The sequence below is a fragment of the Streptomyces cylindrosporus genome (genome assembly GCF_022698165.1).
Taxonomy (GTDB): domain Bacteria; phylum Actinomycetota; class Actinomycetes; order Streptomycetales; family Streptomycetaceae; genus Streptomyces; species Streptomyces cylindrosporus.
This window is the reverse complement of record NZ_JALDAY010000014.1, coordinates 185,412-201,588: the sequence shown is the minus strand read 5'-3', so window position 1 is coordinate 201,588 and position 16,177 is coordinate 185,412. Positions and strand designations below refer to the sequence as shown.

The window sequence follows — 16,177 nt, the reverse complement described above, 5'->3', positions numbered from 1 at the left end:
TACATCTCCTACGTGTCGTATGTGAGCGTCAGCGCTGGGCGGCGGCGAGGGATTCCCGCGCCTTGGCGGCCACGTTCTCGGCAGTGAAGCCGAACTCCTGGAAGAGCACCTTGCCGTCGGCGGAAGCACCGAAGTGCTCCAGGGAAACGATGCGACCGGCCTCCCCGACGTACTTGTGCCAGGTGAGACCGATCCCGGCCTCGACCGCGACCCGCGCCTTCACCTGCGGCGGCAGAACGCTGTCCCGGTACCCCTGCTCCTGCTCCTCGAACCACTCCACGCACGGCATGGACACGACCCGCGTCGGCACCCCGTCCGCCTGGAGCTGCTCGCGCGCCTCGACGGCGACGTGCACCTCGGAACCGGTGGCGATCAGGATGACCTGCGCGTTGCCGCCCTCGGCCTCGAACAGGACGTAACCACCCTTGGCCGCGTCCTCGTTGGGCTCGTACACCGGCACGCCCTGCCGGGTCAGCGCCAGACCGTGCGGGGCGCCCTTGCCGAAGACCTTGGTGTAGCGCCCCAGGATCTCGCGCCAGGCGATCGCGGTCTCGTTGGCGTCGGCCGGGCGGACCACGTTCAGGCCCGGGATGGCGCGCAGCGAGGCCAGGTGCTCGACCGGCTGGTGGGTGGGACCGTCCTCGCCGAGGCCGATGGAGTCGTGCGTCCACACGTACGTCACCGGCAGGTGCATCAGCGCCGACAGGCGCACGGCGTTGCGCATGTAGTCGGAGAAGACCAGGAACGTACCGCCGTAGACACGGGTGTTGCCGTGCAGGGTGATGCCGTTCATCTCCGCGGCCATGGAGTGCTCGCGGATGCCGAAGTGGATCGTGCGGCCGTACGGGTTCGCCTCCGGCAGCGGGTTGTCGGCCGGCAGGAACGAACTCGTCTTGTCGATGGTCGTGTTGTTCGAGCCCGCCAGGTCGGCGGAGCCGCCCCACAGCTCGGGGATCACCGCGCCGAGGGCCTGCAGCACCTTGCCGGAGGCGGCACGGGTCGCGATGCCCTTGCCCGGCTCGAAGACGGGGACCTTCTCCTCCCAGCCGGTGGGCAGCTCGCCCTTGCTGATGCGGTCGAAGTCGGCGGCGCGCTCGGCGTTGTTCTGCCGCCACAGCTGGAACGACTTCTCCCACTCGGCCTTCGCCTCGCGGCCCCGCTCCAGCGCCTGCCGGGTGTGCTTGAGGACCTCGTCGGAGACCTCGAAGGACTTCTCCGGGTCGAAGCCCAGGACTCGCTTGGTGGCCGCGACCTCGTCGTCACCCAGCGCCGAGCCGTGCGCGGCCTCGGTGTTCTGCGCGTTCGGGGCGGGCCAGGCGATGATCGAGCGCATCGCGATGAAGGACGGCCGGTCCGTCACCTTCTTCGCGGCCTCGATCGCGTTGTAGATGGCGTGCGGGTCGAGGTCGCCGTCCGGCTTCGGGGCGACGCGCTGCACATGCCAGCCGTAGGCCTCGTACCGCTTGACGGTGTCCTCGGAGACGGCCGTCTCGGTGTCGCCCTCGATCGAGATGTGGTTGTCGTCCCACAGCAGGATCAGGTTGCCGAGCCTCTGGTGGCCGGCCAGCGAGGACGCCTCGGCGGAGATGCCCTCCTGGAGGCAGCCGTCACCGGCGACGCAGTAGATGAAGTGGTCGAAGGGGGACTCGCCCGGCGCCGCGTCCGGGTCGAACAGCCCGCGCTCGTAGCGGGCGGCCATGGCCATGCCCACGGCGTTGGCGACCCCCTGGCCCAGCGGGCCGGTGGTGGTCTCGACGCCCTTGGTGTGGCCGTACTCCGGGTGGCCCGGGGTCTTCGAGCCCCAGGTGCGGAACGCCTTCAGGTCGTCCAGCTCCAGGCCGAAACCGGCCAGGTAGAGCTGCGTGTAGAGGGTCAGGGACGAGTGGCCCGCGGACAGCACGAAGCGGTCACGCGCGACCCACTCCGGGTCCGCCGGGTCGTGCCGCATCACCTTCTGGAAGAGGGTGTAGGCGGCGGGCGCCAGGCTCATCGCCGTACCCGGATGGCCGTTGCCGACCTTCTGTACGGCGTCGGCGGCCAGGACGCGGGCGGTGTCCACGGCCCGCTGGTCCAACTCGGTCCACTCGAGGTCTGTGGTGGTCGGCTTGGTGCTCACCCTGAGTCAGGGCTCCTCTCCACATGTCACGCATGTCGAATGCCGGCGCACTGGACGCCCACCGGCCGTTGTCGAGCCTACCCCCGCGAGTACGTGCAATTTTTCGAGTCATTCCAGACTGCCGGGCCCGCGGGGGATCCGCCTCCCGACTGGGCAGATCGCATTCGGCAACTGAATACGGAGCTGCTCATCCGAGTGCTCAATCGACCTTCCGTACGACCCTCCCCAACACGACCCCACCCCCGCGAATGTCGGGGTATGGGCAACGTCTACAGTGGCGTGGTACGCGCGAGCCTTTACCGGGACTTCACACGGGTGAGGCTCGCTGGGATGTCTCTGTAGGGGTGTGCGTGACGGCCGTCGAATCCCGTCCAGCGGGTCTACTCGGTGCGAGCGAGAGCCCGCGTCACCGGCCGTTCGGGGCCCGTGTCAAGGGGTTCGTGGCGCTGACCAAGCCGCGGATCATCGAGCTCCTGCTCATCACCACCGTTCCGGTGATGTTCCTCGCCCAGCAGGGCGTACCGGACCTGACGCTGGTGCTGCTCACCTGCGTCGGCGGCTACCTCTCGGCGGGCGGCGCCAACGCGCTGAACATGTACATCGACCGCGACATCGACGCGCTCATGGACCGCACCTCGCAGCGCCCGCTGGTCACCGGCATGGTCTCGCCGCGCGAGTGCCTCGCCTTCGGCATCTCTCTCGCCGTCGTCTCGACGCTCCTGTTCGGCCTCACCGTCAACTGGCTGTCCGCCTGGCTGTCCCTCGGCGCGCTCCTCTTCTACGTCGTCGTCTACACGATGATCCTCAAGCGCCGTACCTCGCAGAACATCGTGTGGGGCGGCATCGCGGGCTGTATGCCGGTCCTCATCGGCTGGTCGGCCGTGACCGACTCGCTCTCCTGGGCGCCGCTCATCCTCTTCCTGGTCATCTTCTTCTGGACGCCGCCGCACTACTGGCCGCTGTCCATGAAGGTCAAGGAGGACTACGCGCGCGTGGGCGTGCCGATGCTGCCGGTCATCGCCTCCAACAAGGTGGTCGCCAAGCAGATCGTGATCTACAGCTGGGTGATGGTCGCGGTCTCCCTGCTCCTCACCCCCCTCGGCTACACCGGCTGGTTCTACACGGCCGTGGCCCTGGCCGCCGGCGGCTGGTGGCTCTGGGAGGCGCACGCGCTGCAGAACCGCGCGAAGGCGGAGGTGACGGGCGGCAAGCTCAAGGAGATGCGCCTGTTCCACTGGTCGATCACGTACGTCTCGCTGCTGTTCGTGGCCGTCGCGGTGGACCCCTTCCTCAGGTGAGGCCCTGAGGTGAGGCCCTGAGGCGAGGGTCACGTCGTCCTCACCTCTACCCGTCGGTAGCATTCTGGCCATGGCAGACACGCAGCAGGTTGACGCGAGGGCCGAGCGCAGGATCGCCCGGCTCGTGAAGCAGATCGGCGCCTTCTCCAAGGAGCACGGCGGCGCCGAGGGGCAGCTGGCCTACATCGGCGAACGCGGCACCCGGATCGTCCTGGTCGGTGAGGACGGCGGCTGGGGCGACCTGGTGGCACCCTCGTACGAGATCGCCGAGAAGGCGGTCGAGAAGGCCGGCATCACGGTCCACGAGGACTTCGACGGCGAGTTCGCGGCGAAGGTGCGGACGGGTCCGTACGAGTGGACCCGGATGGCGGGGATCCAGCTGGGCGGCCCGAGCAACGGCTGACTTCTCTCGGCGTTTCGCACGGGGTGTGTCGTAGCAACACCTAGTGCCCCGTTCACCCGTTAGGACCTGTGAGCAAGCGCAGCGTCCACGCGGGAGTCCGGATGATCGAAACGCCGTCCCTCGTGGACCAGTACTGCCACGGCGTACTGCGCACGGAACTGGGCCTCGGCACCTTCGAGGCCCAGCTGGCGCGCACCGAGGGCCCGCCCGCCCCCGGCACCACGCTCTTCGACACCCAGACCGGTTTCGCCGTACGACGCTGGTGCCCGCCGTTACTCGGCCTGGAACCGCACTGTTCCCCGGCCCGCTATCTCGCCCGCCGCCGTGAACTCGGCGTACTGGAAACGGGCCGCAGGCTGCTGCGCGGTAGCGGCATCACGACCTACCTGGTCGACACGGGCCTGCCCGGCGACCTCATCGGCCCCTCCGAGATGGCCTCCACGGGCGAGGCCGACGCCCACGAGATCGTGCGGCTCGAACTGCTCGCCGAGCAGGTCGCCGACACCTCCGGCACGGTCGAGTCCTTCCTCGCCAACCTCGCCGAGTCGGTGCACGGCGCGGCGGGCAGCGCGGTCGCGTTCACCTCGGTCGCGGGCGTACGGCACGGCCTGGCGCTGGCGCCCGAGCCGCCGGGCCCGGGGGAGGTGCGGGGCGCGGCGGGCCGGTGGCTGGCGGGCCGCAGGGTCGGCGGCGAGCTGACCGATCCGGTTCTGCTACGGCATCTGCTGTGGATCGCCGTCGCCTCGGGGCTGCCCCTCCAACTGCACGCCGGGCTGGGCGAACCGGGCCAGCGCATCGACCGCACGGACCCCGTGCTCCTGACGGACTTCGTCCGCGCGACGGCCGGCCTCGGCACCGACCTGATCCTGCTGCACGGCTACCCGTACCACCGCCACGCCGCCCATCTCGCCGGCATCTTCCCGCACGTGTACGCCGACTCGGGCGCGGCCCTGGTCCGCACCGGCGCCCGCGCGGCCACGGTCCTCGCCGAACTCCTGGAGCTGGCCCCCTTCGGCAAGATCCTCTTCTCCAGCGGCGCACACGGCCTGCCCGAACTGCACGTGGTGGCCGCCCGCCTGTTCCGCGAGGCGCTGGGCCGGGTGCTGGGCGGCTGGGTGGCGGAGGGGGCGTGGTCCTTGGCGGACGCGCAGCGGGTGGCGGGGATGGTGGCGGCGGGGAACGCGCGGCGGGTGTACGGGGTGGCGTGAGGCGTGCGTGCTTCCAGAGGCCGGGGTGGGACACGCGGTCCGGGTGCCCTTCCGCCGACGGTGCGCATACGCTATCCGGCCTCTCCCCAATCCGGCTCCTCGTCCGCTTCCGCCCAGGTCGGTTCCGTGTCCGCCCAGCCCGCTCGCACGCTCGGAAGGGGCAGCGGCATGCCGTCCTCGGCGGTGACCGGGGTGCCGTTGCGGTAGTGCACGCGGGAGGGATCCACGGCGCTGTCGGCACGGCAGAGCTGGGTGTCGTAAAGCTCTGTGTAGGTGGTCGCCCTGCGCTCGGGAGGGCCCACCACGGCGCAGTTGAAGCCGTCGCCCGGTTCGAGATAGGGCGGCGTGTCCCACTGCGCGCCGACGGCGAGGCTGTTGGAGAGGACCACCCAGGCGCCGAACTCCTCGACGCAGCGCTGGGCTGCCTGGCGCTCCCACTGGGCCCTCGCGCGCTGGATCGGAGCGGCGAAGAGCGGGACGAGGATGTGCGAGACGCCGAGGGCCTGGAGCTTGGCCGCCCAGGGGACGGCCTGCTTGACGTCCTCGCAGATCAGGACGGCGAGGCGGCCGAGCGAGCTGTCCAGCACGGTGATGTCGAGTCCTCGGGAGATGTCCTCGCGGGCGGGTCCCCGGTGCGGGCCCCCGGGCAGCCGCCACTGCTCGGCCAGGTCGGCGGTCAGGGTGAAGCCCGCCATCTTGTCCTGTTCCAGGATCGTCTCGCCGGTACGGCAGTCCACCAGGACGGCCCGGTTGGGTGGCGGGTTGGTGTCCTCGACCGGGCCGGTACCGAGCAGGAGCCACCGCAGACGGCTGTCCTTGGGCAGCTCTCTGAGCCGGCTCTCCCACCGCGGTACCAGCAGCTTGGACACCGTGCTCTCGGGCAGGACGCCTATCTCTGCGCCGGATTCCCGGAGATTCTCGATCACCTCGCCGAAGCGGTCGCCCAGATCCTTGGAAGGGCTGATCCGGTATCGCCTGCCCGGACCCCTCCGAGGCCATTCGAACACCAGATCGTCGTAATTCTGCAGCACGGGAACGGCGCCGACCGAAACTGTTTCTCCGGCCGTGAATCCCGGATCATTGCGGCTCGGTATCCGCTCGAGTCGAATTCGATCACAGTCGCTTCGGGTGACTCGGTGCACTCCGAAGAAGTCCGCCTTGTGCTCCCACTCCGACACGACCTTTCCCGGCCGTGCGCAGCGGGGCAACAGGAGGCCGGTCGTCTCCCGCGGGTTGTTGAGATGGCCGTGCAGGACATAGCGGACGCGCAGCGAGGACATGGCCGACTCGTCGTAGGCCGGGCTGAACGGGTTTGCCGCGGCAAGGGCCCAGTCGAGCCCGACGAGGGCGGCGAACATGCCCCGGTGGGCGTGGTTGTCGATCTCGCGGGCGATCTCCCCCCGCAGCCGCTCGGTGACGCGACCGGTCCGCAGCACCTGCTTGCAGATGTGGTCCGCGAATCCCCTGACGGTCGAATTCTGAAACCAGTCGATCGCTTCGTTGCCACAGAAGCGCTCTTCCGGAAGCAGATCGTAAAGAATCACGAAGAGGTCGGCCGGATCCGCCGATAATTCGACCCTGCTGATCGAAGGGTCGGTATCGCGCGACGCTTTGTCTTCCATGATTCATCCCCCCGATGCGTGAAGCGCGTGAACCAGATGTTAACGGGGGCCGCCGCATATGCGCATTGAGTGTGTCAATGGATGTGTAACGAATGGGACTCGGTGATCTCCGCAAAGAATCATGGACGGTCACTTGACACTCGCTTGACATCGCTTCATGGTGGAGGAGAGGAAGGGACGCCGGACTGGAGATCGGGGGACGACCATGAGCGAGCGGGAGAGCGCCGGGCGCGACAGGGCGACCGAGGTGCGGGATCTGATCGACGACATGCAGTTGGACTACGGGATGTCGGAGGGGTCCTTCGCTGCCCTCGGCATGCTCATCACCGACGCCTCCCTGGCCGCCGACGAGCCGGCTCTGCGCGCGGCCCACGACGGACTGCGACGCCTGTACGGACAGCTCGTGCCCGACCGCGACAACCCCAAGGTCGCCGAACAGCGTGGCCGGCTGCTGGGCCAGATCGACATCACCTTCTGGGCCCTGCGCCGGCTGCCCTCCGGACTTCAGCTCAACCTCGACCCCCATGGCCACGCCGCTCGTTTCCTGACGGAGATCGCCCGCGAGCCGGGCCTGAGCAACGAGCAACTCGCCGACCGCCTCAAGGTGGACATCACCGAGGTCAGCCGCGTCGGCCGCAAACTGACATCAGCGGGCGTGGCCATGAAGAGCCGGCAGTGGCGGCACAACGCCTGGACCATCACCCCGCGCGGCGTGACCTGCCTGGAGCAGGCCGGTCTGGCCGAGGCTCAGGTGTCCGGCACGGACTGACGGACCGACGGACAGGGGAGTCGCGGTGACGGAGGGGGAGCCGGGAAGACCGCGGCCGGCTCGCGAACCGCGGCCCGCGGAGATGACCGTGGGCACGGAGTTCGCGTCGGCGCGGGACGTCGTCGTGATCATCGCCGTACTGCTGGCCCTGACCGTCGCGCTCGCGACCGCGCTGGTGCAGGCCTGGCCGCCGCCCGCCGCACCGGGCGCCGGCACGGAGAAGGCCGACCGGATGCGGATCCTCTTCTGGACGCCCCGGCTGCTGCGCGACACACGGCTCTTCGTGGTCGTGACGGCGGCCGGGGGTCTCGGCGCGGTCATCCATGTCCTGCGCTCGCTCTACGAGTACGTCGGCGACCGTCGGCTGCGGCGCAGCTGGATCCCGATGTACGTCATCGAGCCCGTCGTCGGCGCCGCCCTCGCGCTCGTCGTCTACTGCGTGCTGCGCGGCGGTCTCACCACGAGCATGGCGTCGTCCGCCGACATCAACCCGTACGGCATGGCGGCGGTGGCCGCGCTCGTCGGGATGTTCTCGCGGCAGACGGTCGACAAGCTGCGCGACGTGTTCAACATGCTGCTGACGCCCCCGAAGGACAGCCCCGGCGAGGGACTGACCCGCCCCGACCCCGACGCGAACGCGCCGGCCGGCTCCTCAGACCCCGGCCCCGACCGCTGACCCCGACTGGGCCGGCCCCGGCAGCTGCACCTCGGCGTCCGGCCGCTCCCGCATCGCGAGCAGCACCCTCAGCACACCGATCCACACCAGGCCCGAGCCGAGCATGTGCAGGGCGACCAGGGCCTCGGGGAGGTTCGTGAAGTACTGGACGTACCCGATGACACCCTGGGAGAGGAGGATCAGGAAGAGCTCGCGGGTGCGGTCGAGAGGGCCCTTCGGGGCGTCCACGGCCTTCAGCACGAACCACAGCGCGAACGTCAGCGTCACCACGATCCACGCCAGTACGGCGTGCAGCTTGCTGACCGTCTCCCAGTCCAGCGGCATCCGCTCGACCTCGCTGGAGTCGCCGGCGTGCGGCCCGGAACCGGTCACCACCGTGCCCACCGCGATCAGCAGCACCGAGGCGAGCACCAGGAACCACACCATCTGCTGCACCGGCTTGCCGACCAGCGGCCGGGCCGCGCCGTCGCCCTCCCGGGTCCGCTGCCACATGACCGTGGCGACCGCGATCAGCCCGGAGGAGAGCAGGAAGTGCGCCGCGACGGTGTACGGGTTGAGACCGACGAGCACCACGATTCCGCCCAGCACGGCGTTGCTCATGACGATCCAGAACTGCGCCCAGCCGAGACGGGTCAGGCTCCGGCGGTACGGCTTCTCGGAGCGCGCCGCGATGATCGCCCAGCCGACGGCCGCGCACAGCACGTACGTCAGCATGCGGTTGCCGAACTCGATCATGCCGTGCACGCCCATCGCGCTGGTCGTGGTGAGCGAGTCGTCCGTGCACTTGGGCCAGGTCGGGCAGCCGAGCCCGGACCCGGTCAGCCGCACCGCACCGCCGGTGACGACGATGACGACGGACATCACGAGCGCGGCGAGCGCCGCCCGCTGAACCGTCCTCGGGGTCGGCGTCCAGCGTGCGGCAATGAAGGCGAGCGGGTTGCGCACGGCGGCTACGGCGTCGGCGCGGGTCACGTTTGGCACGCGGTCCATCGTAGGCGGACCGCTTGTGCACGCGTTCACGAGGGTACGGGGAGCCACCTCCGGCACCCCGCACCCCCATGCGGGAGGTTCAGCGGACGCAGATCACCTGCGCCTTGACGGCCCAGGTGGCGGGCGTCCCGGGAGCCAGTTCGGACAGCCCCGCCACTCCTTCGGCCCGAACGGGCGGGATCGGTGTCGGGCGCAGCTCCGTCGGGGCGAGCCGGTCGAGGGTGGCGCCGCTCCCGTAGAACCGGAGTCCCGTTGCGTACGCTCGGCTGCCCGGCCAGCACCTGGCGACGGCCGTCTTCGACGAGGCCGTGGCGGCGGCGTGCTTCCACGCGCTCTCGTGGAAGGTCTGCTGGAGCGGATCGGCGCACACCGCGTACGTTGTGATGTCCCACCGCCGCGCTGTGGGCATCGCCTCACTGGCCCGTGCGTAGCCCGCCCTGAGCCCGCGGGTGAGGGTGAGGGAGTTGAGGCCGACCCGGTGGTCGGCGCCCGTGATCCGCGCGCCGAGACCGATCAGCCGGGTGGACGCCGGGCAGGCCACGGCCACGATCTTGGGGCTGAAGGAGTCGAACGCCGAGTCGGCCTGCTTGTACGTCAGCCCGGCCGGCTTGTCGGCGCACACCGCGTAGGCGCGCAGCTGCCACTTGGCCGTGGAGCCGGCTCCGACCTCCTCGGCCGATGCGGTCCACCGGTCCCCGGCGGACGAGTGGACCGGGTACGAACCGCGCAGCAGCACGCCGTGCCTGCCGCCGACCATGCGCACTCCGCCTGCCAGCACCACCTTGCCGCTGGGGCACGGGGCGCTGACGGACCGCGAGGAGCTGGAGTCGTACGTGCTGTGCCGTTCCACGTAGGTGTACCCGGACACGGCTGTCGGCTCGTCCAGCAGCACGTTGGCCGCGGCCGGTGTCGACACGAGACCGCTGCCGGCGAGCGCCGCGCACAGGAACGGCACGGTGGCCCAGAACACCGGATGGCGTGAGACGGATGAAGGGATCATGGTGACTCTCCCGGATTCCGGCCGCAACGCCCCGGGGGCGAGCGGCTGTTGAGTGAAGTGGGTCACACTCCACCGCTCCGTCCCGCTACGCTCCTGAATGGGCGCTTGGAGCGCCTTGGTACCGGCTTGGAACGAGGGCGATGTCCCATGTCAGCCATGGAATTCGGCGCACTGGGCCCCTTGCGCGTGATGCGTGCCGGCTCCGCCCTGCCGCTGGGAGGCCCCCGGCAGCGAGCGGTGCTCGCCCTGCTGCTGATCGAGGCGAACCGGGTCGTCACCCTGGACCGGCTGGTCGACGAGATCTGGGGCGACGACCCCCCGGACGGAGCGGTGACCTCCCTGCAGACGTACGTCTTCCATCTGCGCCGGATCCTGGAGCCGGACCGGGCGCGCGGGGCCGCGGCCGAGGTGCTCGTGACCCAGGGGCGCGGCTATGTGCTGCGCACCGACCCCGCGGCGACGGACGCCGGGCGCTTCGAGGCGGCGGTCCGCAAGGGGCGCGAGGAGCTTGACGCGGGCCGCTGTGCGGAGGCGGGCCGGACGCTGCGTGGGGCCTTGGAGCTGTGGCGCGGGGCGGTGCTGGAGGATCTGGGCGACTACGGCTTCGTACGACGTGAAGCCGCGCGCCTGGAGGACGTGCGGCTGTCCGCGCTCGAAGCGCGCATCGAGACCGACCTGGCGTCGGGGCGGCACGCCGCCGTCGTGGGCGAGTTGGAGCAGTTGGCCGCCGCGCATCCGCTACGGGAGCAGTTGTGCGCGCAGCTGATGCTCGCCCTGTACCGGAGCGGTCGGCAGGCCGAGGCGCTGGCCTGCTATCGGCGGTTACGGGACCGGCTCGCGGACGAACTGGGCCTGGATCCCGACGAGTCCGTGCAGCGGGTCCATCAGGCGGTGCTGACGCACGATCCGACGGCAGCGGCGCCACGCCGGGTGTCGGGTCGTGCCCCGGGACGGCGTCGGCGTACTCCCAGCCCGGTCGTGTCCTTCGCCGCTGTCGCCGTCCTCTGCCTCGGCCTCATCTCCGGGGCGAGCGCGCCTCGTTCGGTCCCCGTCTCGCTGGAGGCCAACACCGTGGGGGCCGTGGCCGGTGGTGGTGGTCCGCCGGTGCGCGTCGGGCAGAGTCCGGACGGGCTGGCGTGGGGGGCGGGTTCGGTGTGGGCGGCGAACAGCGGGGACGGCTCGGTCAGCCGCATCGATCCGGAGACGCGGGCCGTGCAGTTGATTCCAGTCGGGGCGGGGCCGGTCGCCGTTGCGGTGAGCGGTGACGATGTGTGGGTGGCCAACAGTGGGGACGGGACGGTCTCGCGGATCAACGCGTCCGTGAACCGGGTCGTGGACATCGTGAAGGTGGGCAATCTCCCTTCCGCTGTGGCCGCCGGGCCCGGTGGGGTGTGGGTCGCGCTGAGCGGTGACAACGCGGTGCGGCGGATCGATCCCGAGACGGGGCGGGTGGGGCCGGAGATCGCGGTGGGCCGGGCGCCGACGGGGATAGGAGTGGGTCAGGGGACGGTCTGGGTGGCCAACAGCCTTGACGGTACGGTGACTTCGGTCGACGCGGCTACGGGGCAGGCCGGCGGACCGGTGCAGGTGGGCACGGGACCGCGGAGTGTTGCCGTCACCGAGGACGCGGTCTGGGTCGCCAACGGGCTGTCCCTGACGGTCTCCCGCATCGACGCCCACACCGGCGTCGTCACCACCCACGCGGTCGGCGACGGGCCCCGCACGGTGGTCGCGGGGGAGGACGCGGTCTGGGTGAGCAACGAGTACGACGCCACGGTCGTCCGGCTCGACCCTCGTACCGGACTGCCGGTGCGGACGGTCCGTACCGGGAGTTCGCCGCGCGGGCTGGCGCTGGCGGGGGAGAGGGTATGGGCCGGAGCCAGGGCCTTCGCGGCGCCTGCGCATCGGGGCGGCACACTGAACGTGCTCGGGCTGGGCGCGGCCTTCGAGGGCGGCATCGACCCGGCCGACGTCTATGTAGGAGAGGCGTACCTGGCCCTCAGCGTGGCCTACGACCATCTCGTCGGCTTGCGCCAGGTGCCCGGGGGACAGGAGTTCAACCTCGTACCGGACCTGGCGACCGCGCTCCCGCAGCCGACCGACGGCGGACGGACCTACACGTTCACGGTGCGTCGCGGAGTCCACTACTCCGACGGGCGGACCGTCAGGGCCTCGGACTTCCGCCGTGGCGTACAGCGGGCGCTGACCGACGAGGCAGGAAACCCGCTGTCCTTCATCCGGATCATCGGCGGGGCAACGTGTATCGACGATCCCGACCGCTGCGACCTGTCGCGCGGGGTCGTGACCGACGACGTGAAGTCCACCGTCACCTTCCGTCTCACCGAGCCGGACCCGGACTTCCTTGGCAAGCTCACCCTGTTCGTGGTGCCGACGCCGGCGGGCACCCCGGCCGAGAACGTGGGCAGCCGTCCCGTCCCCTCGACCGGCCCGTACCGGATCGGCGAGTACCACAAGGGCAAGGAACTCGTCCTCGTACGGAACCCGTACTTCCGGCGGTGGTCCCAGGTGGCGCAGCCGGACGGCTATCCCGACGTCATCCGCTGGCGGGCAGTCCCTACGGCTGAGAAGCAGATCGCCGAGGTGAACGCCGGCCGGGCGGACCTCGCGATCCACCTCAACGGCCATCCCGGGTTTCCCGATCTGGGACGGCTCGCAGTGCGGTACCCCAGCCGGCTGCGTATCGACCCGTCGTTCCTCATGCTGTACGAGGTCCTCAACACGCGGGTGCCGCCCTTCGACGACAAGCGGGTCCGCCAGGCGCTGGCCTACGCGGTCGACCGGAAGAAGCTGGTGTCCCTGGTAGGTGGGGCCGAAATCGCTTCCATGACCTGCCAGTCCCTGCCGCCCAGCTTCCCCGGCTACCGTCCTTACTGCCCGTACGGACGCGATCTCGACCGGGCCAGGAAGCTGATCAGGGCGTCCGGTACGGCGGGCATGCGGGTGGGTGCGTGGACCTGGAACGCGGAGGCGAACCGCCGGGCCACCGCCTACTTCGTGGACCTTCTGAACGAGCTCGGTTACCGGGCGACGCTGCACGTCCTCCCGGACATCGACAAGTACTGGCCGACGGTGGCGGACTCGAGTACGCGGGCACAGGTGATGGTCCAGGCCTGGTGGCCCGACTACCCGTCCTCCTCCACCTACTTCACACCGCTCCTCACCTGCGACGGCTTCCGTCCGGCCAGCGGGGCCAGCATGAATTTCGCCGAGTACTGCTTCCCGGCCTTCGACCAGCTCGTGGCCTCCGCTCAGGCCGCCGTGAGCACCGACCCCGGGCGGGCCGGTCGGCTGTGGGAAGAGGTTGATCGGAAGGTTCTCGACGAGGCGGTGCGGATTCCCGTGGCCAACGTCAAGCAGGTGTCCTTCATCTCCACCCGCCTCGGCAACTACCAGACCTCGCCAGGCTTGGGGCCGCTCATCTCCCAGATGTGGGTCCGCTGAGCCAGTCCCTCACTCCCAGCGGAAGAACCTCCCCGCCACCGCCAGCCCCACAACCGCCCACACACCCAGGATCCCCAGGTCGCCCCACGGCATCGCCGCCCCGTCCCGCAGTACGTCCCGCAAGCCGTCCGACAGGGCCGAGATCGGCAGCAGGCCGAGGACGTTCTGGGCGCCCTGCGGGAACTTGTCCAGCGGCACGATCACTCCGCCGCCCACCAGCAGCAGGAGGAAGACCAGGTTGGCCGCGGCCAGGGTCGCCTCTGCCTTCAGGGTGCCTGCCATGAGGAGGCCGAGGCCCGAGAAGGCTGCTGTGCCCAGGATCAGGAGGAGCAGGACGGCCGCCGGGTTTCCGTGGGGGGACCAGCCGAGGGCGTACGCGATTGCCGTCAGGAGTACGACCTGGAGGAGCTCCGTGACCAGGACCGATGCCGTTTTGGCCGTCATCAGGCCCCAGCGCGGGAGCGGGGAGGAGGCGAGGCGTTTCAGGACGCCGTAGCGGCGTTCGAAGCCCGTGGCGATCGCCTGGCCCGTGAAGGCCGTGGACATGACCGCGAGGGCCAGGATGCCGGGGGTGAGGAAGTCGACCGCCTTGCCCTTGCCCGTGTCGACGATGTCCACCGAGCTGAACAGCACCAGCAACAGGGTCGGGATCACCACCGTCAGCAGCAGCTGTTCGCCGTTGCGCAGGAGCATCTTCGTCTCCAGCGCCGCCTGGGCCGCGATCATGCGGGGGAGGGGGGCCGCGCCGGGCTTCGGCGTGTACGTACCCACAGTCACGAGCGCAGCTCCTTGCCCGTCAGTTCCAGGAAGACGTCTTCCAGGGTGTGCCGTTCCACCGAGATCTTGTCCGGCATCACGCCGTGCTGTGCGCACCAGGAGGCGACGGTGGCCAGTAGTTGGGGGTCGACCTTGCCCACCACGCGGTAGGAACCCGGGGTCAGCTCCGCCGCCGTGCAGTCCGCCGGGAGGGCCTTCAGGAGGGAACCGACGTCCAGGCCGGGGCGGCCGACGAAGCGCAGGGTGTTCTCCGCGCCGCCCTTGCACAGCTCCTCGGGAGAGCCCTGCGCGATGAGCCGGCCCGCGTCGATGATCGCGACGTCGTCGGCGAGCTGCTCGGCCTCTTCCATGTAGTGCGTGGTCAGGACGACCGAGACGCCGTCGCCGCGCAGGTCGCGGATCAGGTCCCAGGTCGCGTGGCGGGCCTGCGGGTCGAGGCCGGCGGTGGGCTCGTCCAGGAAGACCAGTTCCGGGCGGCCGACCACGGCCATCGCGAGGGCCAGCCGCTGCTGCTGGCCGCCGGAGAGGCGGCGGTAGGAGGTACGGCCGCAGCCGCCGAGGCCGAGGCGCTCGATCAACGCGTCCACGTCGAGCGGGTTCGCGTGCAGCTTCGCCACGTGCCGCAGCATCTCGTCCGCCCGCGCGCCCGAGTAGACGCCGCCGGACTGGAGCATCACGCCGATGCGGGGGTGCAGCTCGCGGGCCTGGCGTACCGGGTCGAGGCCCAGCACGCGCACCGTGCCGGAGTCCGGCCTGCGGTACCCCTCGCAGGTCTCCACGGTGGTGGTCTTGCCCGCGCCGTTCGGGCCGAGTACGGCGGTCACGCCCGCCTGGGCCACCAGGTCGAGGCCGTCCACGGCGGTTTTCGTGCCGTACCGCTTCACCAGGGCCTGAACCTGGAGCACGGGCTCACTTCGCATGGGCCCGAGTCTAGGTTCGCGGTCCACGGCTCCGACGGGCGGGTGCAGGATCTCCCCCCGTATCCACACAGGTGTCGGCGGTGTTCGGTATCTCGTCCTCCCGGGACCGGTGCACCGCCAGCCACCGCTCCGCGTACGCCACCGCGTCCGCGACGGGGAACAGCCGTACGTGCGCCGCGCCCACCCGGCCCCGTACGACCGCGCGGTCCCGTTCGAAGTCGTACCCGAGCTCGTCGAACCGGTCCGAGGTGATCGACACCTCCGTCACCGTCTCCCAGCCGCCCCCGGGCGCCGGGCGGCCCACCGCGACCAGCGGGGACGGGATGCGGTACTCGGCGAGATGGAAGCTCGTGCACGAGGCGTAGCCGGCGCCGAGCAGCAGTACCCGGGCGCCGAGGCGCTCCAGCCGGGCCAGCGGGCTGCGCTCGCCGAGCCGGCAGTCCGTGGCGTGGCCCTCGACGATCTCCGCCGCGCGCAGGCCGAGCGCCGCGAACGAGGTCTGCGGGTGCGCGCTGCGCAGAGCGCCCGGCCAGGTCCGCACGGTCTCCGGGACGACGCCGACCCCGCGGGAAGGCGTGATCAGGGGGTCGTACGGGGGCATCGTGGCCCGGATGCGGTCCCACCACTCCTCCGGCACCGGCGGATTGCCCCACAGGGCCGGGTCGGAGAGGTCGCCGGTCTGGGTCGGGACGACGATCGTGCCGTCCGGGCCGACCGCGTCGAGCAGTCCCTGGACCACCGCGACCGGGCCTCCGCAGACCCAGCCGAGGCTGCTGAGGGAGGAGTGCACCAGGAGGATCTCGCCGGTCCCGACACCCAGGAGGCGCAGCTCGGCTGCGAGTGTGTCGCGGGTGACAAGAGGGCCGGTCGCGGGGGGTGTCGGCATGGTTCGGGAGTCTTCCCGAAGGGGCCCGGGGATGCCACCCGTTTGATCGA

General features: G+C 70.6%; 13 protein-coding genes. 6 read left to right on the top strand and 7 right to left on the bottom strand.

Annotated elements, in window-relative coordinates; translation table 11 throughout:
• Positions 1-28: 28 nt before the first annotated feature.
• Complete coding sequence (gene tkt / locus MQP27_RS39775) at positions 29-2,116, bottom strand: transketolase (protein ID WP_242774620.1); 2,088 nt, start codon at positions 2,114-2,116, stop codon at positions 29-31.
• 344 nt (positions 2,117-2,460) lie between these two features.
• Here tkt and MQP27_RS39770 point away from each other — a divergent pair, with 344 nt between their 5' ends.
• The 3 genes from MQP27_RS39770 to MQP27_RS39760 all read left to right on the top strand — a co-directional run bounded on the left by MQP27_RS39770 (position 2,461) and on the right by MQP27_RS39760 (position 5,025).
• Positions 2,461-3,414, top strand: coding sequence for a heme o synthase (locus MQP27_RS39770; RefSeq protein ID WP_242774617.1), 954 nt, complete (start codon positions 2,461-2,463; stop codon positions 3,412-3,414).
• 70 nt (positions 3,415-3,484) lie between these two features.
• On the top strand, positions 3,485-3,817 hold the full coding sequence (locus tag MQP27_RS39765) for a hypothetical protein (RefSeq protein WP_242774614.1): 333 nt from the start codon (positions 3,485-3,487) through the stop codon (positions 3,815-3,817).
• Positions 3,818-3,918: 101 nt separating this feature from the next.
• Complete coding sequence (locus MQP27_RS39760; protein WP_242774611.1) at positions 3,919-5,025, top strand: amidohydrolase family protein; 1,107 nt, start codon at positions 3,919-3,921, stop codon at positions 5,023-5,025.
• Positions 5,026-5,096: 71 nt separating this feature from the next.
• On the opposite strand, the gene MQP27_RS39755 is transcribed toward MQP27_RS39760, so the two are convergent.
• The gene (locus tag MQP27_RS39755; protein ID WP_242774607.1) at positions 5,097-6,647 is read right to left on the bottom strand and encodes a hypothetical protein; all 1,551 of its coding nucleotides are present in this window, start codon (positions 6,645-6,647) and stop codon (positions 5,097-5,099) included.
• A 205-nt stretch (positions 6,648-6,852) separates the two neighbouring features.
• Between MQP27_RS39755 and MQP27_RS39750 the strand changes: the two genes are divergently transcribed.
• On the top strand, positions 6,853-7,416 hold the full coding sequence (locus tag MQP27_RS39750; RefSeq protein WP_242774604.1) for a helix-turn-helix domain-containing protein: 564 nt from the start codon (positions 6,853-6,855) through the stop codon (positions 7,414-7,416).
• An 88-nt stretch (positions 7,417-7,504) separates the two neighbouring features.
• The gene (locus MQP27_RS39745) at positions 7,505-8,092 is read left to right on the top strand and encodes a hypothetical protein (RefSeq protein ID WP_242774601.1); all 588 of its coding nucleotides are present in this window, start codon (positions 7,505-7,507) and stop codon (positions 8,090-8,092) included.
• Here MQP27_RS39745 and MQP27_RS39740 read toward each other — a convergent pair.
• Both MQP27_RS39740 and MQP27_RS39735 read right to left on the bottom strand, forming a co-directional pair.
• Positions 8,069-9,082: a COX15/CtaA family protein gene (locus MQP27_RS39740; RefSeq protein WP_242774599.1), complete on the bottom strand. Its 1,014-nt coding sequence runs from the start codon at positions 9,080-9,082 to the stop codon at positions 8,069-8,071. The two genes, MQP27_RS39745 and MQP27_RS39740, sit on opposite strands and share 24 nt — an antisense overlap.
• A 79-nt stretch (positions 9,083-9,161) precedes the next feature.
• Positions 9,162-10,082 carry a hypothetical protein gene (locus tag MQP27_RS39735; protein ID WP_242774597.1) on the bottom strand — a complete coding sequence of 307 codons (921 nt, stop codon included), beginning with the start codon at positions 10,080-10,082 and terminating at the stop codon, positions 9,162-9,164.
• A 147-nt stretch (positions 10,083-10,229) separates the two neighbouring features.
• Here MQP27_RS39735 and MQP27_RS39730 point away from each other — a divergent pair, with 147 nt between their 5' ends.
• Positions 10,230-13,544, top strand: a complete 3,315-nt coding sequence (locus MQP27_RS39730; protein WP_242774595.1) for an ABC transporter substrate-binding protein — start codon at positions 10,230-10,232, stop codon at positions 13,542-13,544.
• Between the two features lie 9 nt (positions 13,545-13,553).
• Here MQP27_RS39730 and MQP27_RS39725 read toward each other — a convergent pair whose 3' ends face one another.
• From MQP27_RS39725 to MQP27_RS39715, 3 genes are read right to left on the bottom strand one after another with little or no spacing between them, the layout of a single operon-like run.
• Positions 13,554-14,270, bottom strand: a complete 717-nt coding sequence (locus MQP27_RS39725; RefSeq protein ID WP_242774893.1) for an ABC transporter permease — start codon at positions 14,268-14,270, stop codon at positions 13,554-13,556.
• 47 nt (positions 14,271-14,317) lie between these two features.
• Positions 14,318-15,241 (bottom strand): ABC transporter ATP-binding protein, encoded by a 924-nt coding sequence (locus tag MQP27_RS39720; protein ID WP_242774592.1) that lies wholly within the window; start codon positions 15,239-15,241, stop codon positions 14,318-14,320.
• 10 nt (positions 15,242-15,251) lie between these two features.
• On the bottom strand, positions 15,252-16,127 hold the full coding sequence (locus MQP27_RS39715) for an AAC(3) family N-acetyltransferase (protein WP_242774590.1): 876 nt from the start codon (positions 16,125-16,127) through the stop codon (positions 15,252-15,254).
• Between the last annotated feature and the right edge of the window lie 50 nt (positions 16,128-16,177).